Raw genomic sequence first — 26,183 nt, forward strand, 5'->3', positions numbered from 1 at the left:
TCGATGTCGACCGCACACCAGATTTCAGATCAGATCATTTACGGCAAGCTGGCTTCGGTCAGCCGTTTTGCGGGTGAGCGGCTTCGGCGCGTGTCCCGTTCCGCTCTGATCGCCGAATCCGGAGCTTATGCCGCCGGACTGGTGACAGGGAGCGGATCGCTGGTCCATCAGATACAATCCGAAATCGAGCACCTATACGCTCTTAGGTCGGTGTCCCGCCATTTACTGGATTATTTCGCTTACGATCTTGAGGAAGGCGACATTCTGATTTCCGCAGATGTATATAAAGGCGGTACCAAAGGACAGACCCTGACGATGCTGCTGCCGGTATTTGCGGACGGGGAGCTTATCGTAAGTCCGGTGATCCGGGCCCAAATGGCCGATCTGGGCGGTGAAATCCCCGGAGGTTTTAATCCGGATGCTTTTGAAGTGTGGCAGGAAAGCATGAGGCTAACGCCGGTGAAGCTGTACAAGGGAGGCAAGCTCCAGCGTGACGTGCGCCGTTTCGTGCTGGCGAACAGCCGATCGCCGGAACTGCTGGAATCCGACTTGCTGGCCATGCAAGCCTGCCTTGAGGAAGCGCGCCGATCGATTCAAGCGGTTGTCGGCAGTTACGGATTGCCTGCGGTACATCAAGCGATTGAGCGGATGAACGAGCGAACGCGACTCAGGACGGTCGAACTGCTGCCCGCTGTGACAAGCCCTCTTTCGGGTGCGGCGAAGCTGGCGATAACCCAGGCGGATGTGAGCATCCAATTGCAAATGGAGCGGCGGGATCGGAGCTGGAAGTTCGATTTTACCGGAACTTCGGAGCAGGTATCGCTTCCTTATAATATTAGCCAAGAGACCGCGGCGGCTTGTGCGGTAACGGCGCTTCTGTCCGGTTCATTGGAAGATCTGGAGATCAATGACGGACTGCTGGACGTTTTTGAGTTTGTTTTGCCTGAAGGGAGCCTGGTTCACGCGGCTTTTCCGGCGGCGACCGCGTTTGGATTCTTGACGTCCGGACAAGCCGCCGCCGCTGCGGTAACGCAGGCGATGCGTACAGAATTTGATCCCGAGTTTCCTGCGGTCCATGGTCCGGCGCCTTTAACCATCCTGTATCCGCCCGTCGGTTCGCAGACCCCTGTGGAGCCAGTGTTCCTGGAGCCCGGTTTCGCGATGGCGGAGAACGGATGGAGCGCGCCCGTGCTGCAGGGAGCCCGCCGGCTGGTCTCCGCCGAGGAGCTGGAGTGGCGGAGCGGGCTGCGCATCGGATACCGGAAGCTGCTTGAAGACGGGGACATGGAGGTGCGGCTGGACGTGCTTAGCGGCAAGTATGAGGTATCTATTTTTGTTCCTGAAGGAGGAACGGATGTGCGTGTTGTTGCCGGAGACGGAGTTCGGAGCGGAACGGCAAAAGGCATCCCGGTTGCGGCAGGAGATGCGCTCAAATACCGCTACGCTTCGGCGGAACCCTTGAAACGATTGGCAAAGGAGGATGACGATGGCCCGTCCCGTTAATGAATGGATTTTGTCGCAGGTTGTTGGCGGAACGCTGGATTCCGTAGCGGAGGAGATGAGCGCCGCCGTAACGCGGACCGCTAGGTCGCCTCTGTTTAATGAAGCCCATGACTTCACGACCGGCGTCTTCGATTTTATGGAAGGCCGCACCCGGCTGGTGGCGCAGGCTCCCGGCTGTACCCTGCATTTGTATGCGGTGGTCAGCGCTGTCGATGAGCTGCTGGACGCTTTTAAAAACGATCTGCATCCCGGAGATATTCTGCTCGTGAACGATCCTTATTACGGCGGCTCCCACAGTCTGGACTGGACGATTGTCATGCCGGTCTTTCACGGCCGGCGCCCGGTGCTGCTTCCGGCGGTCCGCAGCCATATGGGCGATAATGGCGGGCCAGTGGCGGGCGGGTACAATCCGAGATCCCGCGACATTTGGCAGGATGGATTGCGGATTCCACCGCTCAAGCTGTATGAACGCGGAGAGAAAAGGCAGGACGTATTCGAGCTGATTACGGCCAACAACCGGCTCGCTCATTGGCTGGAAGGCGATCTCGACGCCATGATCGGCGCTTGCAAGCTGGCGGCGCAGCGGGCGGACATGCTGCTTAACCGGTACGGCTACGATTCCGTATTGCAGGCCATTGACCAGCGGATCGAGTATACCGAGCGGCGGGTGCGCGAAGAAATTGCCAGCTGGCCGGACGGCACCTATACCGCTGAGACGTATGCGGACCATGATTTCCAAGGAAACCGGGATATTAAGGTGAAGGCTACCGTAACGGTCTCCGGCAGTGACCTGACGGTCGATTTTGCAGGCTCGGCGCCACAGGTGCCCGGGTTCATCAACAGCCCGCTATCGAATACAACGTCGTTTGCGTTTGTTGCTATTTCCACCTGCTGTGACGAGAGTATTCCGATCAATGAAGGGTACATGAACCCGGTAACGATAAAAGCGCCGCTCGGCAGCGTCGTGAATCCAAAGCCGCCGGCTCCGTGCGGACATGCGACGGCTTGTACGGGAGCGGAAATTGCCGAGGCCGTCTTGCTGGCCATCTCCCAATGCGCGCCTAAGCGTGTCGGAGTGAATGCGCATAAGCTTCCGCTTGCCTATACAAACGGACAATACCCGGATGGGCGTCCTTGGGTGAACCTGAATTTCTTCGGTTACACTGGCGGTGCCGGCGGAGCCTATCAAACTGACGGTTGGGGGCTGTACCCTCCGGTTATGACCGGGGTTATCCTGCCCTCCATCGAGATGAACGAAATTCAGTATCCAAGCCGCGTGCTGAAGCACGAATACACAGCGGATTATACCGGTGCCGGACAGTGGCGGGGCGCACCAGGGCTTCATGTGCTGATCCAGCACCTGGAACCCAGCCATACCAGCGTCATGATGGCGGGGGTTCGGAACACGACACGCGGTTTGTGCGGCGGGGAGGATGCACCTTCCAATCTGGTTGTCCTTCATCCCGGAGACAAAGAGCCGCTGGAAGTACGGGAAACGGCGTTTCACGTGGCGATGAACGGCGGCGGTATCATCGAGTTTCACCGTGCCGGCGGGGGCGGATGGGGAGATCCGTGGCAGCGAGATCCCCGGCTCGTGCTCGAGGATGTTCTTAGCGGATTTGTCTCCGTTGAAGGCGCCCGCCGGGATTATGGGGTCATCATTCTGAAGGCAGGGACGGATTTTATCCTGGACCGTGAAGGCACGGACGTCCTTCGTCGAAAAGGGAAGGTAAGCAGATAACAAAACGATTCAGGGATATAGGGATATAAGGTAGAGAATAATTTGTTAGAAGCACTTAGGCTGGAGCCTGTATCCATTTTCGGATGACGCGGGCTTTGTCTAAGTGCTTTTTTAAGATATGAGAAAGAATAAGTTTCAGAGCTGAAGTTTCCTTATATTGCAACCAAAACTATATTTAATGTGATATTATTTTTAATAGAAAAATATATAAATATTGTAAATTATGAAAGCGTTATATGTGTAAGTAAACGCCGAACAAGGTCTGTGGTGTCCGTTACATTTTGAAAACTGTTGATTTCACCGAAATAACGGCGCTGTGGCTCAACCCGGAAATCGGCGTTTAACAGCCGGCTGCTGGAACGACCGATCGCCTGCCGACGACCGTTGCCGGTCGCCTGCCTTCAAAATAGCGGCACTTTATGTACTTATTATTCCGGAGCCCGGAAGTTCATCTCCATTAGCGGAATTTTATGTACTTATTTACCTATGAATGGTCAAGAATGCTGGCATTTCCTTATCACTAGAGAAAATAGCGACATAAATTTCCCCTATTTCTCTCAAATGGACGGATACCGCCGGAATAACGCCCTTTTTTGTCCTTATGTTTTTCGCTGGGGTTTCTCAAATAGCCTGATGTTCAACGCCGCCCCACTGCGAACAAGAGAGGTGGAAAAATATTAAATATTTAAATCCTTACTTATCCCATGAGATTAATTGACAAGATTGAAAAACGGCTATATAATCTCTTTAAATCGTTGAGGATTCCATAACTGGGAATAAAATTCAGCCTGGAATCCGAGCCGATTATTCATTGGATTTTTGTTAATCATCACTGATTATTAATGCTTCTCAGGCAGGAGGAACGTATGATTGCCAAAGAATACGACCAGATGAAACTTGAATATGAACTGCTCTCTAATTTGAACAAGCAGGAAACCCCGGTAGGCGCCACGACGCTGGTGCTTGTGCTGGACAAGAAGTTCGGACTCAGCCAGGCGTCGATCGGGCGCAAGTTGATGGAATTCGATACGCTGGGGTACACCGAAAGCGTCGGCCGGAAGGGCCGCTTGCTTACGGCCGCGGGCAAGGAGCGGCTGGCGGAGCTGAGCCGGCAGCTTACTCAACTGCGCGACAGCTCCAGGCTGCTTGACGCTCTGAAAATATCCGACGAGCAGTCACTGCTCAATATATTGGTGGCGAGACGCGCTTTGGAGCGGGAGACCACTTGGCTCGCAGCCACTAACGCCAGTGAACAGGATATCGTTCTTTTATGGGAATCGATCGCGCTGCAGGAAACCGCTCTATCCGAGGGCAGAATTCCGATTGCGGAGGACCGGGAATTTCATGAACGCATCGCCAGGATCGCCGGCAACCCGATCTTGCTTCATGCTTTGCAGCTCGTTTGGGGCGAAGGAGCCCATTTGCCGGCAACGGCGATGATCCGTAAAGAGGTCGGCAGCGAGCTGGTTGTCGATCATCGCAGAATCATCGGCTGTATCGTGAGCCATTCCCCCTACGAGGCGGCATCCGCCATGGTGAACCATATCAATCAGATGATCGAGGATGTCCGCACTTACTTTGGCGGGGCCCGCTCCTGAAATGGAGTAAAGCCAAGGCAGCAAAAAAACGATAAAAGAAGTAGTTACCTAATTTATTGAACTCTCACTAAAAATTACAAAGGAGAGGTCAACATGACCGAAAAATACCGTCTTGGCATCGACATTGGCGGAACCTTCACCGATGTGATGCTGACCGGCCGCACGGGCGAAGTAGCGGCGGCGCTCAAGACGCCGTCCGTACCCTCCGCTCCGGAGCAGGCGATCTTTCATGCGCTGCGGCATTTAAAGGAAAACGGCATCGATATCGGGGCGATTGAGCTGTTTGTCCACGGTACAACGCTGGGAGTCAACACCTTGATCGAGCGCAACGGGGCGAAGACGGGGCTCCTTGTAACCAGCGGCTTTCGCGATGTGCTGGAAATCCGCCGGCTGCGTTTGGAGAATACGACGGATTTATACGGGGACAAGGCCTTGCCGCTAATTCCCCGTCACCTCGTCAAGGAGATCGATGAACGTTGCCTGGCGGATGGACGGATCTACCGTCCACTGCGTCCGGATGAGCTGCGCCAGGCGGTGACGGAATTGCTGGATGAAGGGGTTACTGCAATCGCTGTCTCGTTTCTGCATGCGTATCATAATCCGGAGCATGAGCGCCAGGCGGCCGAGCTGATCCGCCGTGAATTTCCCGGCGTGTTCGTCTCGGCGAGCAGCGAGGTTTGGCCGCAGCAGCGGGAATACGAGCGCACGCTGGCGACTGTCATGAACGCTTATGTGGGTTCACGCATGAGCGAATATTTCCAGCGCCTAGAGGCGGGAGCCGCGGAGCAGGGGCTGCGGGCGCAGGTGTTGTCCACGATGTCCAACGGCGGGATCATGACCGCCCGGCGCGCGGCGCAGGAGCCGGTCAAAACGCTGCTCTCCGGTCCGGCGTCCGGCGTCATTGGCGCCACGCATGTCGCCCGCCTGGCCGGCATCGATAAGGTGATCACCTTCGATATGGGGGGCACGAGCGTTGATGTGGCGCTGATCGATGGGGAGCCGGCCTACTCGAGCGAGAACCAGGTCGGAGATTTTCCGGTGATCATTCCAGCGGTTGATGTGACGGCGATCGGCGCTGGCGGCGGCTCGGTCGCCTGGGTGGATTCGGCGGGCGTGCTGAAGGCCGGGCCGCGCAGCGCGGGCGCCGATCCCGGCCCGGCCTGCTACGGCCGGGGCGGACAGGAGGCGACGACAACCGACGCTTACGTGCATCTTGGCATCATCCATCCCGAGCGCTTTCTCGGCGGCGGCATGCCGCTGGACGAGCGGCTCGCCGCCGCGGTCCTGACCCGGCTCGGGGAGCGGATTGGCCTCGATTCCCGCGCGGCCGCGCAAGCGATCATCGACGTGGCGACCGCCAATATGTACGCCCAGTTTACGCCGCTCATGGCCCGCAAAGGGATCGATCCCCGGGATTTTACACTGCTGGCTTACGGGGGGGCCGGCCCGACCCACGCGTTTTTGCTGGCCCGGGAGGTGGGCATCCGGCGGGTGCTCGTTCCACCTTCCCCCGGCACGCTGTGCGCGACCGGCTGCGTGGTCGCCGACCTGCGCAACGATTTTGTCCGTACGGTCTATAAGACGGAACAGCAGCTGCAGCCCGGAGAAGTCGGCGAGACGTTTCAAGCTTTGAAGGAGCAAGGGCAACGCTGGCTGACCGAGGAGAGCAGCCGGGGGATCGAACTGGAAACGAGTTATGTGCTGTACAGCGCCGATATGCGTTATGAAGGGCAAGCCTTCGATATTGAAGTATCGCTTCCCGGAGAAGGAGCGGAGGCAGAGGCCGAAGCGATCCGGCGCTTTCATCAGCGGTACCATGACATTTTCGGCATCAGCCAGCCCGGCGCCCCCGTCACGTTCGTCAATCTCCGGGCATCGGTGGTTGGGGTTACCCGCAAGGCCGGGGCGATCCGTCCGCCGGAACGGGCGGCAGAGCGTTCCGCATCGGGCGCTCCGGAACAGCGCCAGTTGTTCTTTGACGGCAAGTCATGGACGGCCAGCGTGCTGAAGCGGTCCGAGCTGCCGTCGGAGTCTGCGCTATCCGGTCCGGTCATCATCGAAGAGTACGATACGACGGTGTTTGTTCCCCCGGGTTATCGGGTCTGCCGGGACAAGCTGGGCAATATGATCGGGGAGGCGGAAGCATGAGTACCGACCGTGTGTTTCTGGAAATTTTCAAAAACCGGGTGCAGGCGATCGTGGAGGAAATGGCCAATGTTGTTCTCCGCACCGGGTTTACGGCGTTTGTCAAAGAGACGGGCGATTTCGGCACCTATCTGCTTTCGCCAAAGGGTGAAACCTTCGGCTCCCCGCTGGAGACCGGATACAGCCTGTCGCTGGGAATTCCGGCCGAGGAGGTGCTCGCCGCGGGCGAGCCGTGGCAAGAAGGGGACATCGTGATCTGCAACGATCCCTATACCACCGGCGCCATGGCCACCCATTTGCCGGATGTCTATCTGCTGAAGCCTTTTTTTCATGACGGGCGGATCATCGCCTTTGGGCTCTGCTTTATTCATTCCTCGGATGTTGGCGGCAAGGTGCCGGGCAGCGTCTCGCCAAGCGCTTACGATATTCATCAGGAGGGTATCCGCATCGCTCCGGTCAAGCTGTATGAAGCCGGCGTATTGAATGAACAGGTGCTGAACCTGTTTCTGTACAACTGCCGCATCCCCGATCAGAACTGGGGGGACCTGCGGGCGCTGATGGCCGCGCTGAACCGCGGGGAGCGGAGACTCACGGAATTGATCGCGCGGTACGGACCGGAGCAGATCGAACGGGGGATCGAGGATCTGCTCGCTTACGCGGAAACGCGGGTGAGGCAGATTATCGCGGACATTCCGGACGGAACGTACGAGTTCTGGGACTACATCGAAGGCGGGCCCGGGGGATATCCGGTGCGGCTGCGGTGCGGTCTGATCGTCCGGGGGGACGAAATTTTCCTCGATTTCCGGGGGACCGATCCCCAGGTGAGGGCTTCGTTTAATATCCCGACCCTGAACAAGCAAGGGCATTATTACCTGGTTCCCGCGTTAACCCGCTACTTCCGTACGCTAGACCCGTCGATTCCCTGGAACTCGGGGATGGTGCGGATGATCGGCAACGAGGCGCCGCCGGCCAGCATCCTGAATCCGGAGTTCCCGGCCGCGGTCGGCGCAAGAGCTTCCACCTTCATCCGGCTGATGGATGTGCTGACCGGAGCGCTCAGCCGGGCGCAGGAAAACAAGCTGCCGGCGGCCGGCGCGGGACAAGCCGCGATCGTGATGCTGGCGATGACCGATCCCGTCTCCGGCGGCAGAAAGGTGGGCGTCATTCAGCCGATCTGCGGCGGCTCCGGAGCTAGGCCGATGAAGGACGGGATCGATGGCATGGATTTTGCCGTCGGCCATCTGCGCAATATTCCGGTCGAGACGGTGGAGGCCGATATGCCCGTGCTGATCGAGCGTTACGGCCTGCGGGCCGATTCCGCCGGAGCCGGCAAATACCGGGGCGGCAGCGGAATCGATCTGCGGCTCAAGGTGCTGAGTCCCGATACGGTGCTGACGGCGCGGAACATGGAGCGCATCCAGTTTCAGCCCTGGGGGAGACTTGGCGGCCGGGCCGGCGCGCACGGGGTGGCGCTGAAAAACGCGGGACAAGCTGCGGAAGAGAATGTCGGACGCATTGATGAGCTGCTGCTGCAGCCGGGCGACACGGTGACGTTTCTCTCGCAGGGCGGCGGCGGATACGGCAGCCCGTACGAGCGGGACCCCGCAGCCGTGCAAAACGATGTGCGCAGCGGTTTGGTGTCCGAGACGGCTGCACGGGAGCAATACGGCGTCATCCTGTACGGCGGCCAAGTGGATGCCGAAGCGACCCGGCTCACGCGGGCGGAAGCGCCTAAGCTGACGGCTTCCTTCCACTATGGTGAGGCGCGGGAGAGCTTCGAGGCGGTCTGGAGCGATGAGCTGCAGCTTGCCGTCGGTGCGGCTCTGGCGGCTTATCCGCTCGCCCTGCGCGATTATCTTAAGCGCCGGACGATGACGGAAGCGGACCGGAGAATCGCGGCCGGGGAGCAGGTGCGGCCAAGCGATGCCGGGGACATCATGGGCGAAATTCACCGTAATTTACTGCTGGGATAATGCAAGGCGTGCTGCAAGGACTATTTTTTAAAAATCCAATTCATATTTAATCAGGAGGTTCGATTGCAATGAAATCAAGAGCGAAATCGATCGTATCTTTATCCATCCTGCTGGTCCTGTCCCTGGTGTTCCTTGCGGCTTGCGGCAATGGCGCGGGAAATGGCGGCACCGCCAAAGGCGGCAACAGCAACGGTAATGGCAATACGGCAAATTCGCCGGCAGCTCCGGCCGACAACGGCGGTTCAGGGGAAAAAATCAAGCTGAGCATGTTCATTTGGGCCGGTGCCAATCAGGATGTCGTTCCGAAAGAGGTCGTCGCGAACTATATCAAGGAGCATCCCAACGTGGAGGTTGAATTTGTGGAATCCTCCAACTCCGTGATGTATCCGAAAATGCTGGCGGCCAAAAACGCCGATCCCAACAATCCGGTGGTGAATTTCGGCTATTTCAACGCCGACGCTTCCGCCAAGGGCATCAGCGATGATATGTGGGAGCCGCTGGACCCGGCGGTTGTGACGCATATGCAGGATATTCCCGAACAGTACCATACTGCAGACAACCGGGGGATCGTATGGGGCGTGAGCAATTTTGCGCTTGTGTATAACAAGGACCTGGTGAAAACAGCGCCGACCAGTTGGAGCGATCTGTGGGAAAACAGCGAATTCAAGGACAAAGTGGCGCTTTGGGACTATATGTTTTACGCCTACATTGCGCCTGTCATTGAGCTAAAGGGCCAGGAGCTCGGCGCCTCTTATGAAAAGCCGGAAGCGGCGTTTAAGTTTTGGGCGGAGCATGCGGATCAAGTCCGCTCGCTGGTAACCTCCAATGACCAGTTGAAAAACATGCTGGTGTCCGGCGAAGCGCTGATCGCTCCGTTCAGCTCGCAAACCGCGCAAACCTGGATCGATGATGAAGGGCTGCCGCTGGGCGTCGCCATTCCGAAGGAAGGCTTTATTTCGTTCCCTTATTCCCTGCAGGTCGTCAAGGGCTCGACTCCGGAGCAGACCCGGGTAGCCAACGAAATTATCAACGAATTGCTGGCTCCGGAAAACCTGACCCGCTACGCGGAAGTCACGGGAACGCCGGTAACGAGCACCGCCGCGGCCATTCCCGACAAATACAAGGATGATCCGTCCTTCTCCGTCGAGGAGCAAAACAAAGGCCTGAACCCGGATTGGGCGACGATGGCCAAAGACGCCTCGGGGTGGAAGGATTTTTGGGACCGTCTGGTCAAAACGAAGCTGAATTAACCAAAACGGCATGGGAGGGGGCGGCTTGGGATGCCCGAGACAGAGAAACAAACGGCGATTGAAGCGCAAAACGTCGTCAGAAAATTCGCCGGGCAGTATGCGGTAAATTCCGTCTCTTTTGAAGTGAAGCAGGGAGAGTTTGTCTCCCTGCTTGGCCCCAGCGGCTGCGGAAAAACAACGCTGCTGCGCATGCTCGGGGGGCTCGATCGGCCCGACGAAGGCACGATCCTGCTCGCCGGCCGGGATGTGACGAAAATTCCCGCTTACGGCAGAGACAGCAACATGATTTTTCAACAGCTCGCTTTGTTCCCGCATATGGATGTGTACAAAAATATCGCTTACGGCTTGCGCATGAAGGGGCGCGGCAAGGCCGAAATCCGCGCCAAGGTCGAACGGGCGCTGGAGCTGGTTCAGCTGTCCGGCTACGGAGGCCGCTCCATCGCCCAGCTCTCCGGCGGCCAGGCACAGCGCGTGGCCATCGCCCGGGCGCTCGTCAACGAGCCGAAGGTGCTGCTGCTGGACGAGCCATTGTCTGCGCTCGACGCCCAGCTCAGAGTTGACATGCAGCGCGAGCTGAAGCGGATTCAGCGGGAATCCGGGACGACGTTTATTTTTGTGACCCATGATCAAAAAGAAGCGCTGAACGTCTCGGACCGGATCGGCGTGATGCGCGGCGGCAGGCTGCTGCAATACGGTACGCCCGACGATATTTACGAGCGTCCGGCGGACAGCTTTGTCGCTAAATTCATCGGCGACACGAATCTGCTGCCGGCCTCGCTTGTTTCGCTAGGCGGTGACACGGCTTCCGTCCGGGCGGCCGGCGCGCTCTCCCGTGTCCATGTCGGCCCCGGCGGCACCGCAATCGCCGCAGGCGCGCTGGGTTATGTCTCCATCCGCTACGAATACGTCCGGGTTGGGGAGGACGCTGCGCAGCTTGGCAACACAATGAACGCAATCGTGGAGAACGTGCGTTACGGCGGCACCTTTCTGCAATACGAGCTGCGGCTTGACGGCGAGCACCGGCTAACGGCAAGCATGCCGCATTATCCGGGGAATCGGCGCTATGAGCCCGGCGAAGCCGTCCTGATCGGGTGGGAGCCAAAGGACGCGATTCTGCTGCCCGGGGACGGGGAGGGAGAAGCGTGAAGGCCGCGGCAAATCGCCGGCATCGGCGCTGGTCGCCGCCGGACAGGTCCTGGGGCACGGCGCTGCTGCTTCTGCTGCCGTCCCTGCTGCTCATGGGCATCATTTATATCGGCTCTCTGCTTATTTTCGGCCGCTACAGCTTCGATTCGTTTGCCGGGGGGCATCTTGCTACGGCCTTCCAATGGGACGCCTACGCCGCGTTTCTCGGCGATCCGTATTATTGGAAGCTGATCGGGGACACCTTTTCGCTGGCGCTTAAGGTCACCGGAATTACGCTGCTGCTCGCCTATCCGCTGGCTTATTATTTGGCCGGTCTCCGCAAGCCGGCGTGGCGGCAAACCCTGCTGCTGATTACGTTTATGCCGCTGCTGGTCAGCGCGGTCGTCAAGTCCTACGCCTGGATGGTGCTGCTGTCCAGACAGGGCCTGCTGAACTGGCTGTTTATCAAGCTCGGACTCACGGAGAACGGCTTTGAGATGACGTTTAACGAGACCGGGGTGATCATCGCGCTTGTGCATATTTTTTTGCCCTTTATGGTAATTCCGATTTTGAGCGTGCTGGTGCAGCAGGACAGCCAATTGAAGGCGGCGGCCCATGACCTCGGGGCGGGCAGCGTCCGGGCGTTCCTGACGATTACCCTGCCGCTGTCGGTGCGGGGCATCGTATCCGGCATTCAGATCGTGTTCACGTTATGCCTGACCGCGTTTACAACGCCCGCCTTGATCGGCGGGGGAAGAGTGATGACGCTGCCGACGTTTATTTATCAGCGCACCCTGGACACCAACTGGCCGATGGCCGCCGTGGCCAGCCTGTTTCTGATTCTGGCCTCCACCCTGGCGGTCTGGGTGCTGAACCGGCTTGCCGATCTGCTCGCGTTTCAGCGGTCCAAAGGAGGGAACCGGCATGCGGCTTAGACCGAAATGGATCGGGGTAACGCTGACGGCCATCGCGCTGGCGGTTTGCCTCTTTTTGCTTGCACCGCTCATCATCGTCGTGATCACCTCCCTGAACCCGGCCTCCTACAGCGTGTTTCCCCCGCAGGGGCTGTCGCTCAGATGGTATGAAAACCTGGCTTCGCAGCCGCAGTTTCTGCGGGCTTTCCGCAATAGTGTGATCGCCTCCGGCTGCGCTACGCTGCTGGCGCTTACGGCGGGAACGCTGGCCGCACTGGCGATTCAGCGCTACCGTTTTCCCGGACGTAATCTGCTGCGCGCGGTTTTTATGTCCCCGATGGTCGTGCCGAAAATCGCGCTGGGCGTCGCCTATCTGATTTTGTTTTCCCGAATGAAGATCTCCGGCGGCCTGTTTGCCCTGATCCTTGGGGAAGCGGTCACGATTTTGCCGTTTGTGTTGTCTATTATCGGAAGCACGCTGGCCAATTTGAAAAAAGAGTACGAAGAGGCGGCGGCCGATTTGGGCGCGGGCCCGGTCCGGGCCTTCTTCACGGTCACGCTGCCCCAGATGCGCATGGGGTTGCTGCTGAGCGGAGCGCTGTCGTTTATCTTTACGTTTGATCAGGTGGAGACGGCCCTGTTGATCCTGCGCCCGCAAAACAATACGCTGCCGATCGAGCTGTTCCTGTACATGGAAAAATGGCAGGACCCGACGATCGCGGTCGTATCGACGCTGATGCTGCTATTGGCGCTGGTGCTGTTCCTGGGCTTTGGATTTTTGCTGCGTTCGGCGCCGCAGGTACAGCAGGTGCTGGGAAAAAAGGATGAATAGCTGCAAAGCAAACTATGGAAAGCGAAGGAGGAACCATCAATGAGTGCAGAGGAAGTGCGAGTACGGCCGGAGGCCGCCCGGGGCGGCATCGCCAACCGGGAGCGCGCCGCAAGCGTGATGGAGCGGGAAGGGCTGCAGGCGCTGGTCGCCACCACGCCGGAGAACATCGCTTACGTGATCGGGGCGCCGCTGCGGACGACCAACTGGTCGATGCAGATTTACGCTGTATTGCCAAGGGATCCGGGGGCGCGTCCGCGCCTTGTTTTACCGACAAACCGGCTGGGCGTGATCGCACAGATGGGCGTGCCGGACGCGGAGCTGTATTTGTTTAGCGACTTTTTTGTCGAAGGTTCGCCCGTAGGACAGCCCTCGACGCCCGATATCGATTTGTTTTATGACTTGCTGGGGCGGACGGCGGTATACCCGGGCCCGCTTGAGGCGTTGGCAGCGGCACTGAAGGATCTGGATATCCCGCAGGGACCGCTTGGCGTGGATGAAATGCGCATCAACCCGGCGCTCTACGCCAAACTTGGCGAATCGCTGCCGGCGGGCCATGTCCGCCCGGCTTACGGCTTGTTCCGAGAGGTCCGCCAGGTGAAAACGCCGGCCGAGGTCGCCCGTTTGCGGCGGTCCGCCGAGCTCAATGAACGGATCGAGGAGGAAATGATCCATCTGATCGCGGACGGGGTTCACGAGGAAGAGTTGGCGGGCCATTACCGGGACCGGATCATCCGCGCCGGCGGAACGCCGGCGATGATCGCGGTCGGGGCGGGACCGCGCAGCGCCTTGCCGCTGATCGAGCACTATTTCCACCGGGTAGGGCCGGGCGAGCAGGTGCGGTTCGACCTGTGCTGTCAGCTCGACAGCTACTGGGCGGATACCGGGCGCACTGTGGTGCTGGGGCAGCCGTCCGAGTGGCAGCAGCGGCATTTCGCGGCCGTCCGCAGCGGCTGGGAGCGGGCGCTGGAGCTGGTGCGTCCGGGAGTCAAGGCTTCGGCGGTGTTTGCGGCCGCCGTCGAAACGGTGCAGCGCGGCGGGATTCCGCATTATCGCCGCCAGCATGTGGGCCATGCCATCGGCTTGGAGCTGTATGACGACATCGTGCTCGCTCCGGGAGACCACCGGGAGCTGCAGGAAGGGATGGTGTTCTGCGTGGAGGTGCCGTATTACGAGCTTGGCGCCGGAGGCTTCCAAATCGAGGATACCGTGGTGGTTACGAAGGATGGATATGAATTTTTGACGCATCTGGACCGCAAGCTGTTTATACAGTAAACAATAAACAGTAGCGGTGAGAGTGTAACTACAGAGGTAGTTCAAAAAGTCATCTTTTGATCACGAAGTGAATCATGAAGCTTAATCGACATCGAATCTTGAATTCAGCCGGGCCTTCCGTTGCTCACGTAGGTTTTGCCTACGCTCCGCTACTCAGTCCCTAGCTTCATCCAACCTTCTTGGTGCTGAAAACCTGACTTTTTGAACTTGAACTTATTGTTGTTTTTTGAAAAGAGGTCCTGAATATTCAATGGAATATATCCTGAAAGGCACGCGGTCATTTCGGAACACTGCCCTGGCGATGTTCGCCGGGGGGTTCTGCACCTTTGCGATTTTGTATTGCCTGCAGCCGTTGATGCCCGAATTTTCCCGGGAGTTTGGCGTTTCGCCGGCAGTTGCCAGCTTGTCATTGTCGATTTCGACGCTGACGATGGCGGTCACGATGCTGTTCGTTGGGGCGGTGTCCGACAGTCTGGGCCGCAAGGTGGTCATGGGCTGCTCGCTGTTTGGGGCGGCGCTCGTCGCGCTGCTCATCGCCTTCAGTCCTGGCTTTGGTGCCCTGCTCGCGCTGCGCGTTGTGCAGGGCATTGTACTGGCCGGCCTGCCGGCGATTGCCATGACCTATCTGAGCGAGGAGATCGATCCGGCCAGCCTTGGCTATGCCATGGGGCTGTACATCAGCGGCAACTCGGTGGGCGGCATGGGCGGACGCGTGATCACCGGTATGCTGACGGATGCCTTCGACTGGCGGGTGGCGGTAGGGGTTATCGCCTTGTTTAGTCTGGCGGCGGTGCTGCTCTTTTGGTATTGGCTGCCCGCTTCCCGCCATTTTAAACGCCAGCCGTTTGCCTTTGGGGACATTTTGGCCACACTGCTTGGCCAATGCAAGGATGTGCGCCTGCTCTGTTTGTACGGGCTCGGTTTTGTCCTGATGGGCAGCTTTGTCACTTTGTTCAATTATATCGGCTACCGGCTGACGGCTCCGCCGTATGAATTGAGCCAGACGCTGGTGGGGTGGATTTTCATCGTTTATGTGATGGGAACGATCAGTTCCACATGGATGGGCAAGCTGGCCGACCAATACGGCCGGTATGCCGTGATGGGGCTGGCGCTGGGCATGATGCTGGCCGGCGCCCTGCTGACGCTCGCGGGAAATTTGGGGATGATCATCGCCGGCATCTCTGTTTTTACCTTTGGATTCTTTGGAGGACATTCTATTGCCAGCAGTTGGATCGGCATCATCGCCACCGAACACAAATCCCAGGCTTCATCGCTGTATTTGTTCTTTTATTATGTGGGTTCCGGCGTAAGCGGTACCATAGGAGGGCTTTTCTATTCCCATTACGGCTGGAACGGCCTCATCGCCATGCTGGCCTGCTTTCTGCTCGCCGGTCTTTTGTTGAGCTTCGTGCTGCGTCAACGGGGCGCGGAGCAAACCGATCATACCATTTGAGGAGGCGGATTCAAAATGTCCAATGAGAGCTTATATACCCGTCACAAACCGAGTTTTTCGGCCAAACTGGCCGCAGCCGCGCCGGAGGGATTTGATGCATTCGTTAATTTTAACCGCCAAATTTTTCAGGAAACAGCCCTGACGGTCAAGGTGAAGGAGCTGATAGCGGTAGCGGTGGCGCATATCACGGGTTGTCCTTATTGCATCGACGGACATGTGGGCAAGGCCAAGGGGCAGCAGGCCTCGTTCGAAGAAATTTTCGAGGCGATTGCCGTGGCTGCTGCGGTGAGCGCACATTCCACCTTTTACAATGCGGTTAATGCGCTTAACGCCTATGAAGGCGGAAAAGGGGAGGAACTGTATGCCCGAAGCAATCTGGATCGTTTAAGCGAGCTGGAGGAAGTCAACGAAGAGTTGTATACCGCCTTCTCGGCATTTCAGCATACCGCGCTAAAGGCCGGGTTGGTCGGGGAGAAAGAGAAATATATCATCGCGGTCGCCGCCGCGCATGTGACAGGAAACGCCTACAGCATAGAGCTGTTCACCTCGGCGGCGAAGCAGCGCGGCCTGACCCTGGAGGAACTAGCCGAGACGCTATTGGTGGCTGCGGCGCTGAAAGCCGGCGCGGCGATGGCGCACCGGGTGAACGCCCTGGAAGCCTTTGATAGATAAGCCGAGAAGCGTACGTTGCGTCCGCGGCGCACCGATTGAACCATTAGATCGGCGCGCCGCGGGCGCTTTTTGCGCGTTATGGCTAGTTCGTGACTGGAATCACAAGACAGTTGGTATGTTCATGTTACTTTTAAATAAAATTTAATGTCCTAAGGTCCAGACGTTGGAAAAAGGGGAAAGTACGATGGAAAGCTGCCACCATTGCAGTGAGGCGCTGTGCACCCGCAAAGTTCCTATATTTGCTTCGTTGTCCGAAGAGGATCTGGCCAAGATCAGCACGATGATCAAACATCGGAAATATCGGAAGGGACAAGCGTTAATTTTGGAAGAACAACCTTCGGAAACATTGTTTATTGTCCGCGAGGGTTATGTGAAGCTGTTGAAAATTACGGCGCAAGGCAAAGAGCAAATTTTGCGGGTTCTTTCAACGGGTGAGTTTTTTGGCGAATTGAGTATATTCAACAGCGGCGAGACCAGCAACTTTAGCGCCTATGCGCTGGAAGACACCGATGTTTGCCTGTTGACCAAAAGTGATATGGGGCTCATCATTCAGGAAAATCCGGATATTACGTTAAAGCTGCTGCAGAGCATTACTAAGCGCTTGGCCGCTACGGAGAACCTGGCGCAAAGTCTGGCGACAAACGATCCCGAAATCCGCATCGCCTATATGATTTTGGAGCTTGGCCGCAAATACGGCAAAGCGGATCAGGATCAAGAACGCATTAAGATCAGACTTCCGTTATCGCGTGAAGAAATGGCCAACTATGTGGGCGTTACAAGAGAAACCATCAGCCGCAAGTTCAGCAAATTCGAGCAGGCGGGGATTATTGAACTCAACGGAACACGGGAGCTTACGATTTGCGATATCCAAAAACTGAATGACTATATTGATTAATTAGGACAACGCCCCGTTCTCCCCCGTCGTTTGCGGAGAAGCGGGGCATTGTTTGGGTTAACGGCTAATCTTCAATAGGCAGAAACTGGCTTTTGTCTTCGCCGCAAACCGGGCATACCCAGTCTTCGGGAAGGTCTTCAAAAGCGGTGCCCGGCGAAATACCTTCATCGGGATCTCCAACGGCCGGATCGTAAATATAACCGCAAGGCTGGCATATATATTTTTTCATCTTGCAACATCTCCTCTGGTTTGAGTTTTTAATGGACTAAACGATGGACAAGCTCTGTTTCCGTGATTTGAAGGGCTTGCTCTATGGCCGCTTTATAAGGCAGAGCAGCGCTGACATTGTCAAAGACAACAGCTCCGCATATCGCCCCGTTTTTGATAAAAATCCGTTTGTAAGGCCCCGAATCCGGACCGTATAGGCTATTGTCGCATTGCTGCTCATCCGTCAGGCCGATGGAGAACAAGGGAGTACCAAAGGCGGCGGATACGGTCATCGGTACCGGCCGGCGATAAACGGCAACATGGCTTGCCATGTTGGCTCCGGCGATTTTTCCCTGCTCCATGGCGCTGTTCCACAGGCCTTCCGCCCTGCCGTGAAATTCGGCAACATCGCCGGCGGCATAAACGTGTTCGGCACTGGTTTGCATGTGCTCATTAACGACAATCCCCGTTCCGACTTCAAGTCCGCTTTGGCGGGCTAAATCGGCATTGGGAATAACCCCGATGGAATAAACGACATGCTCGCAAGGCAAAAATGAACCGTCTTCAAGCTCCACGCCTTCGACGCCGCTGATGCCGGCAATTCTGCGGACGCCTTGTCCTAGCCTTACCTCAGTTCCCTGTTCGGCGATTTTTTCCGTTAGAATGGTTGCAGCCCGTTCATCCAGTTGGCGGGCCATCAGCCGAGGCGACGCTTCGACAATTGTGACGGAATATCCGGCCCGGTTCAGGGACCAGGCGGTTTCCACCCCTTGAATGCCGCCGCCGATGACGCAGATTCGGTCTCCGTCACGCAAATCTTGTTTCAGCTTGTCCGCGTCGTGTCTGCTGCGGATATTGTGAACATGAGGCAAAGACGCGCCTTCAAGAGTCAGTTTGCGGTTCACGGCTCCCGTGCAGAGCAGCAGCTTGTCGTACCGGACAGTTTGGCCGTCTCCGGTCGTGACCGTCCTGGAGTCCGGATCAATGGAAGTGACCGGTTTCCCGCCATGGTAAGCAATTTTGTGCTCGTGGTACCATTTTTCCTTCTTAATCAACACGCTGTCGCTGTGCAAATCAGTGAATAATCCTTTGGACAATTTCACTCGATTATAAGGAAGGCCGGATTCGTCGCCGAAAATGGTAATTTCCGCCGCTTCCTGCCGATCGCGGATCGCTTTGGCCGCGCTGATGGCAGCCACGCCGCCGCCAACAATAACGTAATGACGATGTTCAGACATGGTTTTCTCTCCTTTCGCCGGACCGCCTAGATCACGCTAAGCAGCAGATCCGCGACGAACTCGGCGGCGTTTTTGATTTTTCTCACTTTGTCTTCGTCATTAGGGGTGAACCGGATGCGCACCGGGAATTCGACATGGGTCATACCGGTCGTTTTGATCACATTGGAGGTGCTTTGCACCTGCATATTTGTGGCATTCAAATAATCCTGCACGACTTCGATCGCTTCGCCGCTCCACCCGTACGAACCGAATGCTGCGCCAAGCTTGCCCTCCAGATTCATGTCCGGAAGCTTCTTGAGCAGGTTTTCCAGCTTGCCGGTCATATCCGCATATTTGGTGGAGCTGCCGATAAAGACGGCATCGGCGCCGGCGATGCTGTTCAGCACATCCGCTTCGTCCGACTTGTCCACGTCCCATAGCTCCACGCCGATACGGTTTTCCTCGAAGCTGTCTTTAAGGATTTGGGCCATTTTTTTGGTGTTGTTTTTAAGCGTTGCATAGACGATGGCCACCTTTTTGTTTTGCTTGGTTTCCGTGCTGAGTTCGGCATACAAACGGATATATTTGCCGATATCGCTGCGGAGAATAAAACCATGCGACGGGGCGATCATTTGGATGTCCAAGTCTTTGACGGCTTCGATTAAGGTTCGCACATATCTTCTGTGCGGATGGATGATGGCCCGGTAATACCCGGTGAAATCCTCGGTGACATCAAACCCGGCTTCATCCGCAAACAGGCTGTTCACGGCCACATGGGTACTGAAAATGTCGCAAGGAAACAAGATTTTATCTTCGATGCAGTAAGTGATCATCGTTTCCTCGGTGTGCAAATAAGGAGTTTCTTTAAATAGAAGCGTTTTGCCGCCGATATCCAGTGTATCGCCATCCTTAACGGCCAGATATTGCCGGTGCTGCAGCTTGTACATTTGCTGGATTTCCGGAACGGCTACTTCCGTACACACGATCGTGGCATTGGTTGCCCTGGCGGCCAGCGCCGCAAGTCCGCCCGAATGATCGGGTTCGGTATGGTTGATGACAATATATTGGATATCCAGCGGGTTGATCAGTTCGGTGACATGATCGGCGAACTCTCTGCCGAATTCCATATCGACGGTATCGATCACCGTGGGTTTGCCGGTTTTCAGCAGATAGGAATTGTAGGTGGTGCCTTTGGTCAGAAGCAGCCGGTGGAAGGGAACCTCGCGGTTGTCGATTTTTCCGATCCAGTATATGTCCTTGCTTATTTCGAATCCGGGTTTCATGTTTGAAAACCTCCTGTGGAATAAATTTTAAGAACAACTCGATTGTATGTCTTCCGGCTTGCTAAGCAGAGGATTGAAATCAAACCCAAAAAATACTTGAACCCCCTTAAAAATTTGATTTGAATCCTTCTTTTTGCGAGTGATCGGATTTAGAATGAGGTAAATTACGAGGGGAAAGGAGAAAGGTATGAATCTTGAGCCGGAAAAAACGTTTGCCATCAAAGAACTGGTGCAATACCGCAGCCAGCAAATCAACAGCCGCTTTTTTTCATATCATGGCGTGGACGCCGTACTTTTTGCCTTTGACGATGATGAAAGCATAAGCTCCGAATCGTCCGAAGTGCCCAAATTGTTATATGTTTTTGAGGGGCAACTTGAAGTTGCGGTTGACGGGAAGAGGCTGGTATTAAACGAAGGGGAATCCGTCGTGATTTCGGCGCAAAAAAAACATGCCCTCCATGCGGCGGGCAGATGCAAATTTGTGCAAATCGGCTAAAAGAAATAACATTATTTTATTTATTGGGAGGAATGAACATGAACATTAATAAATTACCGCAGTCAGAAGTATTAAAATTGGCGGATGAAATAACGGTTGAACAACACCAGAGTTCCAGCAAAACGCTAGTGCAGCGCCCGGACCTTGGAATGACCTTATTTGCGCTTGATCAAGGAGAAGAAATCAAAAAGCACTCTTCTTCCGGGGATGCGATGGTGAATATTATCGAAGGCATAGCCGAGATTACGATCGGCGATGAAGTATACACCGTTAAAGCGGGTGAAACGATTATTATGCCGGCAAACATTCCCCATGGCTTGAAGGCGGTGGAGGCAGCCTTTAAAATGCTGCTGATTGTTGTAAAGTAGCTGCCAACAGCACTACCGGATTAAAGTGGTCAAAACCATAAAGCGCTACATCAACTAAAATGCAAATCTACGCCATATTGTCTTAATTTAAGTTTTCCAGCAACAGCTTGAGAAGAAAGGTTATTCCATGACGTGCTGTAAAGAGCCATTCGCCCCTGTTCTTGCACCTCGGCTGCCCAGGCGGTCGTTACATCCAGAGCATAGGCTTTCCCGCGAAAATCCTTAGCGGTACGCAAGCTGGCTTCAGCAGCTATGGAAGTTTGTCTTGCACTGCAACACAGTGCCACCGCAACTTGATTCTGGACAACAGCGAAAACAGGTTGACCAAAGTTGATGTCATCCACATAATCAGAGAAATGAGGACTTAAAAGCTCGATATTAGCGTGCGTAATTCTTATAGCTTTCTTAGAACTGCTTCTCACGTCAGGGAAGATGTATGCCGGTCCGACATAGATATTTTCAAGCGGTCTATCCTTATTTAAAACTTGGATGATTTCCGTCATGTTTACTTGGTTTGGAGAATCCAACCACGGGGCTTTACCGACAATCTGCTTCAGCTCATTTATAACATGTTCACCAAGTGATTGATGGTACCTTTCCACGGTACCCTGTATGGTGTTCCCAATGAAGAACCGAGGCGCATTAGGATCACCTGGCTCATTTATAGATGTTATGCGGCCAGCTTGGTTATGTTTAAACAGGACGCTTACGTGAACTTCCATAAGTTCATAATTGGATAGCATAAAAAAACCTCCATTTCAACTTGTCACGCTGCCTTAAAGCTAACTTTATTATAAGCTCGACATTTAATAATCAACGAGATGACAAAATAGGTATATCTAAACTATACTGCATTACAAATAATTGAATAACACATTCAAGCTAAATCGAGCCGTCCCTAATCGGACGGCTCGATTTTCTGAAATAAAGTGAACGATGGTAACAGCAGTTCAGCGCGCGTGGAGGCTAACGGACTAATACTTGATCATATTGGCGAATACGATCAGAACGGCGCCGATCGCGATCCAGATGCACATCAGCGGCCAGAAAAATTTCACCCATTTCTGATACGGGATGCCGGAAACGGCCAAGCTGCCCATCAGTGCCGAGGAAGTCGGCAAAATCATATTCGAAATTCCGTCGCCGAGCTGGAAGGCGAATACGGTTGTTTGGCGGGTCACGCCGAGCAGGTCGGAGAGCGGCACCATAATCGGCATCGTCGTTACCGCCATACCGGTGCCGGATGTGATGAAGACGTTCATGACGTTTTGGAACACATACATGCCCAGCACCTGAACGGAGCCCGGAAGCTCGCTGACGAGCGCGGCCAAGCCGTTGACGATGGAATCGATGACGCTGCCCTGTTCCAGCACGACGATGATCCCGCGGGCAAAACCGATAATAAGTGCACCGTACGTGATCGCTTTGGCGCCTTTGACAAATTCGGTCGCAATCTTGCTTGGCCCATACCCGGCGCAGAAGCCGGACACGATCCCCATGGTCAGGAACAGGGCGGCCAATTCCTCGATCCACCAATCTTTTTGCGAAACGCCCCAAATGAGCGCGGCAAATCCGCTGACCACGGTGGCGATCGTCAAAACATGCTTAAGCTGCATACGCTGCAGTTTGGAGAAGTCGAGCACCTGTGCATCCGACTCTTTTTCCAGGTCGTACACCAATCCAGCGGAAGGGTTGTTCCGCACTTTGCCCGCGTAGCGGATCAGATACAAGCTGGTCGCCGCAATCAGGCAGACGAGCAGGATAATCCGCAGCCAGGCCCCGGAAAAAATCGGCACTTGGGCAATCGCCTGGGCAAGTCCGACGTTAAAAGGATTCAGGATGCCGGCGGTAAAGCCGCAGGAGGCTCCGAGGGAAATCATCGCCGTGCCCGTCAGCGCGTCGAACCCAAGGGCTCTGGCGATGGCGATGCCGATCGGCACGAACACCATCACCTCAGTGGACATGCCCATCGTGAACCCGGCGACGGAGAAAAGAGTAATAAAAATGGGGATGACCCATTTGCCTTTATTCGCAAACTTCCTGGCGACGCGTCCGGTAACGGCCTCGATCGTCCCTGTCGACGAAATGATCTCAAAGGTGCCGCCGATAATCAGAATGAAAAAGACAACGTCGGCGGAGTCGACAAGCCCGTGCACAATCGACTTCGGCAGGCTTACCAGACCGACCGGGCTGGCTTCGACCTGATGATAGGAACCGGGGACGACGAGCGATTTGCCTGTCGCCTCATCTTTGACCCGGTCGAATTGACCGGCCGGAATGACATACGTCAGCAATGCGGCGACCAGCACCAGAAAAATCAAAATGACATACGTATGAGGCATTTTAAACCAGTTGCGGGACGTTTGTTTAATCGTGCTGTTCATGAGCCTTGTCCTCCGTTTCTTTGCGCTTTCCATGTTTCGAATTCGTTTCTTACCTGGCGCATCGCTTCTTGGTTATAACATAAATCGTAAGCTGTCAGGGCCAGCGATTTAGCGGCCCGGTTCAACTCGATCATGCCTTCCTCGGAACCGGCAAGCGCGGCGAATTCCGGGGTATGCGTAGTCGCGTCGCCAAGCCGGATATAAGGATGGATCGCGGCGGTCATTTGGCTGACGTTGCCGATGTCCGACGATCCGACACCGCCTTTTTGCGGCGGATCATTGACCTCAATACCGAGGGCCTCTAGGTTTTGGGCGAACAATTCCGCCAAAGCCTTGTTGTTGTTGCGCTCGGCATAAATCAGCCCCTCAGCGATATCGACGGTGGCGCCAACGCCTTCGGCGGCGGCCCGGACGGCCCGGTACACCTTGGTTCTGACCTCTTCAAGCTCCTTCACGGTGGACGCTCTCAGGATAAATACCATTTCCGCAAGCTCCGGCACAACGTTTGGCGCGTCCCCGCCTTTGGTAATAATGCCGTGAATCCGCACGTCCTCTTTCATAAATTGCCGCAGCGAATTGATCGCTACATATGCGTTGACGAGCGCATCGAGCGCGCTGATGCCTTTTTCCGGGGCAGAGGAGGCGTGCGCCTGCTTCCCGCGGAACGTAAAGGTCGCGTCCACGCAGGCGAGAGCGCCGCGCAGCACCATCGTTTTGTTCTGCGGATGGACCATCATGGCCGCGTCCACCTCGTCGAACACGCCGTTTTGGCACATGATGATTTTGCCGCCGCCTTCCTCTTCGGCGGGGGTGCCGAGCACGACGATTTTGCCGGGCAGCTGCGGACAGGCGTCCTTCAGGGCCAGCGCGGCGCCGACCGCCGCCGTGCCGATCAAGTTATGGCCGCAGGCGTGGCCGATGCCCGGCAGCGCATCGTATTCGGCCAGCAGCGCGATCGTCGGTCCGCCCGGCGCGCCTTCCCAAGTTGCCCGGAAAGAGGTCGGCAGCTCGGAAATGCCTTTTTCCACCTGAAACCCGGCTTCGATCAACGGCTCAGTAAGCCAAGCTTGGGCTTGGTGCTCATGAAAGCTAAGCTCCGGATTGGCGTGAATCCGCAGCGAAATTTCCCGCAGCAGTGTGTCGCGCTCGTCAACCGCCTGAATAATTTGTTGTTTATGTTCTTTTCCAAGTTGCATGTTCATGCTTATCCCACCTGTTCTTTATTCTGAGTGCCCGCGGTTAACCGCAAACATAAAATCGTATATTTATGCAATAATATGAATTAAATAATAAAGGCTCCGGCGGGGAGATGTACAATTAAGATATTTTTGTGCAAGGCCCAAAAAATATTTATGGATATGTAAGGGCAAAAAAGAAGCCCCGCGCCGCTGGCGGGACTCCTAGTAGACGGTTCCATAAATAAGGTTGGACAACTCAGGAGAAAATAGGAGGGGAAATAACGGACTCCTTCTAGAAATCGGTGCTTTTACAGCTGGCAATTGGACCGACCAACCAACCGACGGCCTTCAAAATAGCGGAATTTTATGTTCTTATTATCCGGAGTCAGGGCATGTTCATATCCATTAGCGGTATTTTTTGTGCTTATTTCCCGCGAATGATCCAGAACGAGGGAATTCCCGTGCGACCGGGGAAAATAGCGACATCAATTGCCTCTATTTCGTTTTGAATGGAGGATAGCGCTGGAATAACGCCCTTTTTTGCCCTTATATTTTTCGCTGGAGTTTCTCAGGGGCTGGCCGCCTGACCGCGTTATTAACGGATCGTTCTACTGGGCACCTCCGGAAGGATGTTCCGTCTTCATAAAATCGATGAACCGTTCCGCGATCGCCAGCTCCTGGGTGGATTCACGGTACAGCATCCACGTGTTCCGCCGGATCGGCTCGCCGCTTCCTCTTATAAGCTCAACAGTATACAGCCCGTCCTCGGGTTTGACGAATACCCCCGGAACGATGGAGTATCCGAGCCCGTGCTTGACCATCTCCTTGCAGGTTTCGTAGGCGTCCACCTGCATCGCGATGGAGGGAGGCGCATCGTAATGCTCATGCCACCAAGCTTGTATCGTTTGGCTGAAATGGGACGGGGTTTGGCGGACTGCCTTGGCTTTCGGCTCGCTGTAATGGATATGCGGCAGCTCCGGCAGCTTGTCCAGGTCGACCGGCTCTTTGGAGATCAGGCAGATCGGTTCGTCATGCAGCAGGTAACGCGATTCTCCCCAAGGGTAATCCCCGCGCACGATCCCGATATGGATCTCCTGATCGGCCAGCAAATCCAAAATTTCCGGGCTGAGCGCACAGGTGACGTTGAACTGGACCTCGGGGTACAGAGCCTTGAATGTTTTGAGCAGGGGAGGGAGCTTGTACAGGCCATAATAGCTGGCGACACCGAGACGAAGCGTGCCCCTGACCCGGCTGCCCATATTCAGGAGATAATCTTTTAGCCGCTTCAGTTCGTCCCGATTTTTTTTCGCAAAGGCGGCCAATACCTCGCCCTCGGGGGTCAGGTAAGTCCCCTTGGCATGTTTAACAATCAGCGGCACGCCGAAATCGCGTTCCATCTGTTGAATCCGGTAGGTCAATGCCGGCTGCGTCATATACAGCCGTTCCGCGGCTTTGGTCAGGCTTTGCTCCAGGGCAACGTATTGCAGTATCGCGGCGTCTTTGTCATCCACGTGAAAGGCTCCTTTTCATCCGCATCATTATAAGTTCTATCATATCATACAGGATCGGCAGAACCGCAGAAAACGCCCAAGTGTGTTGATTTTTGTTGACACTGGCTAAGCAACAAGAATATACTATATATGAACATTTACTCATATATCGTTTTTTATTGAGGAG

At 55.7% G+C, this 26,183-nt stretch carries 22 protein-coding genes; 15 read left to right on the forward strand and 7 right to left on the reverse strand.

Features of this window, described 5'->3' with window-relative positions:
• Positions 1-3 precede the first annotated feature (3 nt).
• The 13 genes from ACLD72_RS01410 (at position 4) to ACLD72_RS01470 (ending at position 17,373) form a co-directional block, all read left to right on the forward strand.
• A complete protein-coding gene (locus ACLD72_RS01410; protein ID WP_410994979.1) occupies positions 4-1,503 on the forward strand; it encodes a hydantoinase B/oxoprolinase family protein in 1,500 nt (499 codons plus the stop codon).
• The gene (locus ACLD72_RS01415; protein ID WP_410994977.1) at positions 1,487-3,244 is read left to right on the forward strand and encodes a hydantoinase B/oxoprolinase family protein; all 1,758 of its coding nucleotides are present in this window, start codon (positions 1,487-1,489) and stop codon (positions 3,242-3,244) included. Before ACLD72_RS01410 ends, ACLD72_RS01415 begins: the two co-directional genes overlap by 17 nt.
• Before the next feature lie 866 nt (positions 3,245-4,110).
• A complete protein-coding gene (locus ACLD72_RS01420; RefSeq protein WP_251589447.1) occupies positions 4,111-4,842 on the forward strand; it encodes a FadR/GntR family transcriptional regulator in 732 nt (243 codons plus the stop codon).
• A gap of 93 nt (positions 4,843-4,935) precedes the next feature.
• Positions 4,936-6,990 (forward strand): hydantoinase/oxoprolinase family protein, encoded by a 2,055-nt coding sequence (locus ACLD72_RS01425; RefSeq protein WP_410994976.1) that lies wholly within the window; start codon positions 4,936-4,938, stop codon positions 6,988-6,990.
• On the forward strand, positions 6,987-8,960 hold the full coding sequence (locus tag ACLD72_RS01430; protein ID WP_410994975.1) for a hydantoinase B/oxoprolinase family protein: 1,974 nt from the start codon (positions 6,987-6,989) through the stop codon (positions 8,958-8,960). Before ACLD72_RS01425 ends, ACLD72_RS01430 begins: the two co-directional genes overlap by 4 nt.
• A gap of 68 nt (positions 8,961-9,028) precedes the next feature.
• Complete coding sequence (locus tag ACLD72_RS01435) at positions 9,029-10,210, forward strand: ABC transporter substrate-binding protein (RefSeq protein ID WP_410994973.1); 1,182 nt, start codon at positions 9,029-9,031, stop codon at positions 10,208-10,210.
• A 30-nt stretch (positions 10,211-10,240) separates the two neighbouring features.
• On the forward strand, positions 10,241-11,356 hold the full coding sequence (locus ACLD72_RS01440; RefSeq protein WP_410994971.1) for an ABC transporter ATP-binding protein: 1,116 nt from the start codon (positions 10,241-10,243) through the stop codon (positions 11,354-11,356).
• Positions 11,353-12,270 carry an ABC transporter permease gene (locus ACLD72_RS01445; protein ID WP_410994970.1) on the forward strand — a complete coding sequence of 306 codons (918 nt, stop codon included), beginning with the start codon at positions 11,353-11,355 and terminating at the stop codon, positions 12,268-12,270. Before ACLD72_RS01440 ends, ACLD72_RS01445 begins: the two co-directional genes overlap by 4 nt.
• Positions 12,260-13,081 (forward strand): ABC transporter permease, encoded by an 822-nt coding sequence (locus ACLD72_RS01450; protein WP_410994969.1) that lies wholly within the window; start codon positions 12,260-12,262, stop codon positions 13,079-13,081. The genes ACLD72_RS01445 and ACLD72_RS01450 overlap by 11 nt, the downstream gene beginning before the upstream one ends.
• Before the next feature lie 39 nt (positions 13,082-13,120).
• The gene (locus tag ACLD72_RS01455) at positions 13,121-14,353 is read left to right on the forward strand and encodes a M24 family metallopeptidase (RefSeq protein WP_410994967.1); all 1,233 of its coding nucleotides are present in this window, start codon (positions 13,121-13,123) and stop codon (positions 14,351-14,353) included.
• A gap of 250 nt (positions 14,354-14,603) precedes the next feature.
• Positions 14,604-15,806 carry an MFS transporter gene (locus tag ACLD72_RS01460; protein ID WP_410994966.1) on the forward strand — a complete coding sequence of 401 codons (1,203 nt, stop codon included), beginning with the start codon at positions 14,604-14,606 and terminating at the stop codon, positions 15,804-15,806.
• Between the two features lie 15 nt (positions 15,807-15,821).
• Positions 15,822-16,478, forward strand: a complete 657-nt coding sequence (locus ACLD72_RS01465; protein WP_410994964.1) for a carboxymuconolactone decarboxylase family protein — start codon at positions 15,822-15,824, stop codon at positions 16,476-16,478.
• Between the two features lie 184 nt (positions 16,479-16,662).
• On the forward strand, positions 16,663-17,373 hold the full coding sequence (locus ACLD72_RS01470; protein WP_251589418.1) for a Crp/Fnr family transcriptional regulator: 711 nt from the start codon (positions 16,663-16,665) through the stop codon (positions 17,371-17,373).
• A 64-nt stretch (positions 17,374-17,437) separates the two neighbouring features.
• On the opposite strand, the gene rd is transcribed toward ACLD72_RS01470, so the two are convergent.
• Genes rd through ACLD72_RS01485 form a run of 3 tightly spaced genes read right to left on the reverse strand, consistent with a single transcriptional unit; the run spans position 17,438 to position 20,080 of the window.
• Positions 17,438-17,602, reverse strand: a complete 165-nt coding sequence (gene rd, locus ACLD72_RS01475; protein ID WP_128632785.1) for a rubredoxin — start codon at positions 17,600-17,602, stop codon at positions 17,438-17,440.
• 28 nt (positions 17,603-17,630) lie between these two features.
• Positions 17,631-18,818, reverse strand: a complete 1,188-nt coding sequence (locus ACLD72_RS01480; protein WP_410994962.1) for an NAD(P)/FAD-dependent oxidoreductase — start codon at positions 18,816-18,818, stop codon at positions 17,631-17,633.
• Positions 18,819-18,844: 26 nt separating this feature from the next.
• Positions 18,845-20,080 carry an FprA family A-type flavoprotein gene (locus tag ACLD72_RS01485; RefSeq protein WP_410994961.1) on the reverse strand — a complete coding sequence of 412 codons (1,236 nt, stop codon included), beginning with the start codon at positions 20,078-20,080 and terminating at the stop codon, positions 18,845-18,847.
• Between the two features lie 187 nt (positions 20,081-20,267).
• Between ACLD72_RS01485 and ACLD72_RS01490 the strand changes: the two genes are divergently transcribed.
• Positions 20,268-20,576, forward strand: a complete 309-nt coding sequence (locus ACLD72_RS01490) for a cupin domain-containing protein (protein ID WP_410994960.1) — start codon at positions 20,268-20,270, stop codon at positions 20,574-20,576.
• Between the two features lie 38 nt (positions 20,577-20,614).
• On the forward strand, positions 20,615-20,944 hold the full coding sequence (locus tag ACLD72_RS01495) for a cupin domain-containing protein (RefSeq protein ID WP_410994959.1): 330 nt from the start codon (positions 20,615-20,617) through the stop codon (positions 20,942-20,944).
• Between the two features lie 50 nt (positions 20,945-20,994).
• On the opposite strand, the gene ACLD72_RS01500 is transcribed toward ACLD72_RS01495, so the two are convergent.
• The 4 genes from ACLD72_RS01500 to ACLD72_RS01515 all read right to left on the reverse strand — a co-directional run bounded on the left by ACLD72_RS01500 (position 20,995) and on the right by ACLD72_RS01515 (position 26,017).
• Positions 20,995-21,687 (reverse strand): GNAT family N-acetyltransferase, encoded by a 693-nt coding sequence (locus ACLD72_RS01500; protein ID WP_410994958.1) that lies wholly within the window; start codon positions 21,685-21,687, stop codon positions 20,995-20,997.
• A gap of 231 nt (positions 21,688-21,918) precedes the next feature.
• On the reverse strand, positions 21,919-23,328 hold the full coding sequence (locus ACLD72_RS01505) for a YfcC family protein (RefSeq protein WP_410994956.1): 1,410 nt from the start codon (positions 23,326-23,328) through the stop codon (positions 21,919-21,921).
• On the reverse strand, positions 23,325-24,530 hold the full coding sequence (locus tag ACLD72_RS01510) for a M20 family metallopeptidase (RefSeq protein WP_410994955.1): 1,206 nt from the start codon (positions 24,528-24,530) through the stop codon (positions 23,325-23,327). Before ACLD72_RS01510 ends, ACLD72_RS01505 begins: the two co-directional genes overlap by 4 nt.
• Positions 24,531-25,114: 584 nt before the next feature.
• Positions 25,115-26,017 (reverse strand): LysR family transcriptional regulator, encoded by a 903-nt coding sequence (locus ACLD72_RS01515; protein WP_410994954.1) that lies wholly within the window; start codon positions 26,015-26,017, stop codon positions 25,115-25,117.
• Positions 26,018-26,183 lie beyond the last annotated feature (166 nt).

The organism is Paenibacillus lacisediminis, assembly GCF_046567315.2.

What these genes read in the sequence shown, in the direction of transcription:
- ACLD72_RS01410 (WP_410994979.1), top strand. Translation starts at nt 4, where the DNA reads ATGTCGACCGCACACCAGATTTCAGATCAGATCATTTACGGCAAGCTG.
- ACLD72_RS01415 (WP_410994977.1), top strand. Translation starts at nt 1,487, where the DNA reads ATGGCCCGTCCCGTTAATGAATGGATTTTGTCGCAGGTTGTTGGCGGA.
- ACLD72_RS01420 (WP_251589447.1), top strand. Translation starts at nt 4,111, where the DNA reads ATGATTGCCAAAGAATACGACCAGATGAAACTTGAATATGAACTGCTC.
- ACLD72_RS01425 (WP_410994976.1), top strand. Translation starts at nt 4,936, where the DNA reads ATGACCGAAAAATACCGTCTTGGCATCGACATTGGCGGAACCTTCACC.
- ACLD72_RS01430 (WP_410994975.1), top strand. Translation starts at nt 6,987, where the DNA reads ATGAGTACCGACCGTGTGTTTCTGGAAATTTTCAAAAACCGGGTGCAG.
- ACLD72_RS01435 (WP_410994973.1), top strand. Translation starts at nt 9,029, where the DNA reads ATGAAATCAAGAGCGAAATCGATCGTATCTTTATCCATCCTGCTGGTC.
- ACLD72_RS01440 (WP_410994971.1), top strand. Translation starts at nt 10,241, where the DNA reads ATGCCCGAGACAGAGAAACAAACGGCGATTGAAGCGCAAAACGTCGTC.
- ACLD72_RS01450 (WP_410994969.1), top strand. Translation starts at nt 12,260, where the DNA reads ATGCGGCTTAGACCGAAATGGATCGGGGTAACGCTGACGGCCATCGCG.
- ACLD72_RS01455 (WP_410994967.1), top strand. Translation starts at nt 13,121, where the DNA reads ATGAGTGCAGAGGAAGTGCGAGTACGGCCGGAGGCCGCCCGGGGCGGC.
- ACLD72_RS01460 (WP_410994966.1), top strand. Translation starts at nt 14,604, where the DNA reads ATGGAATATATCCTGAAAGGCACGCGGTCATTTCGGAACACTGCCCTG.
- ACLD72_RS01465 (WP_410994964.1), top strand. Translation starts at nt 15,822, where the DNA reads ATGTCCAATGAGAGCTTATATACCCGTCACAAACCGAGTTTTTCGGCC.
- ACLD72_RS01470 (WP_251589418.1), top strand. Translation starts at nt 16,663, where the DNA reads ATGGAAAGCTGCCACCATTGCAGTGAGGCGCTGTGCACCCGCAAAGTT.
- rd (WP_128632785.1), bottom strand. Translation starts at nt 17,602, where the DNA reads ATGAAAAAATATATATGCCAGCCTTGCGGTTATATTTACGATCCGGCC.
- ACLD72_RS01480 (WP_410994962.1), bottom strand. Translation starts at nt 18,818, where the DNA reads ATGTCTGAACATCGTCATTACGTTATTGTTGGCGGCGGCGTGGCTGCC.
- ACLD72_RS01485 (WP_410994961.1), bottom strand. Translation starts at nt 20,080, where the DNA reads ATGAAACCCGGATTCGAAATAAGCAAGGACATATACTGGATCGGAAAA.
- ACLD72_RS01490 (WP_410994960.1), top strand. Translation starts at nt 20,268, where the DNA reads ATGAATCTTGAGCCGGAAAAAACGTTTGCCATCAAAGAACTGGTGCAA.
- ACLD72_RS01495 (WP_410994959.1), top strand. Translation starts at nt 20,615, where the DNA reads ATGAACATTAATAAATTACCGCAGTCAGAAGTATTAAAATTGGCGGAT.
- ACLD72_RS01500 (WP_410994958.1), bottom strand. Translation starts at nt 21,687, where the DNA reads ATGCTATCCAATTATGAACTTATGGAAGTTCACGTAAGCGTCCTGTTT.
- ACLD72_RS01505 (WP_410994956.1), bottom strand. Translation starts at nt 23,328, where the DNA reads ATGAACAGCACGATTAAACAAACGTCCCGCAACTGGTTTAAAATGCCT.
- ACLD72_RS01510 (WP_410994955.1), bottom strand. Translation starts at nt 24,530, where the DNA reads ATGAACATGCAACTTGGAAAAGAACATAAACAACAAATTATTCAGGCG.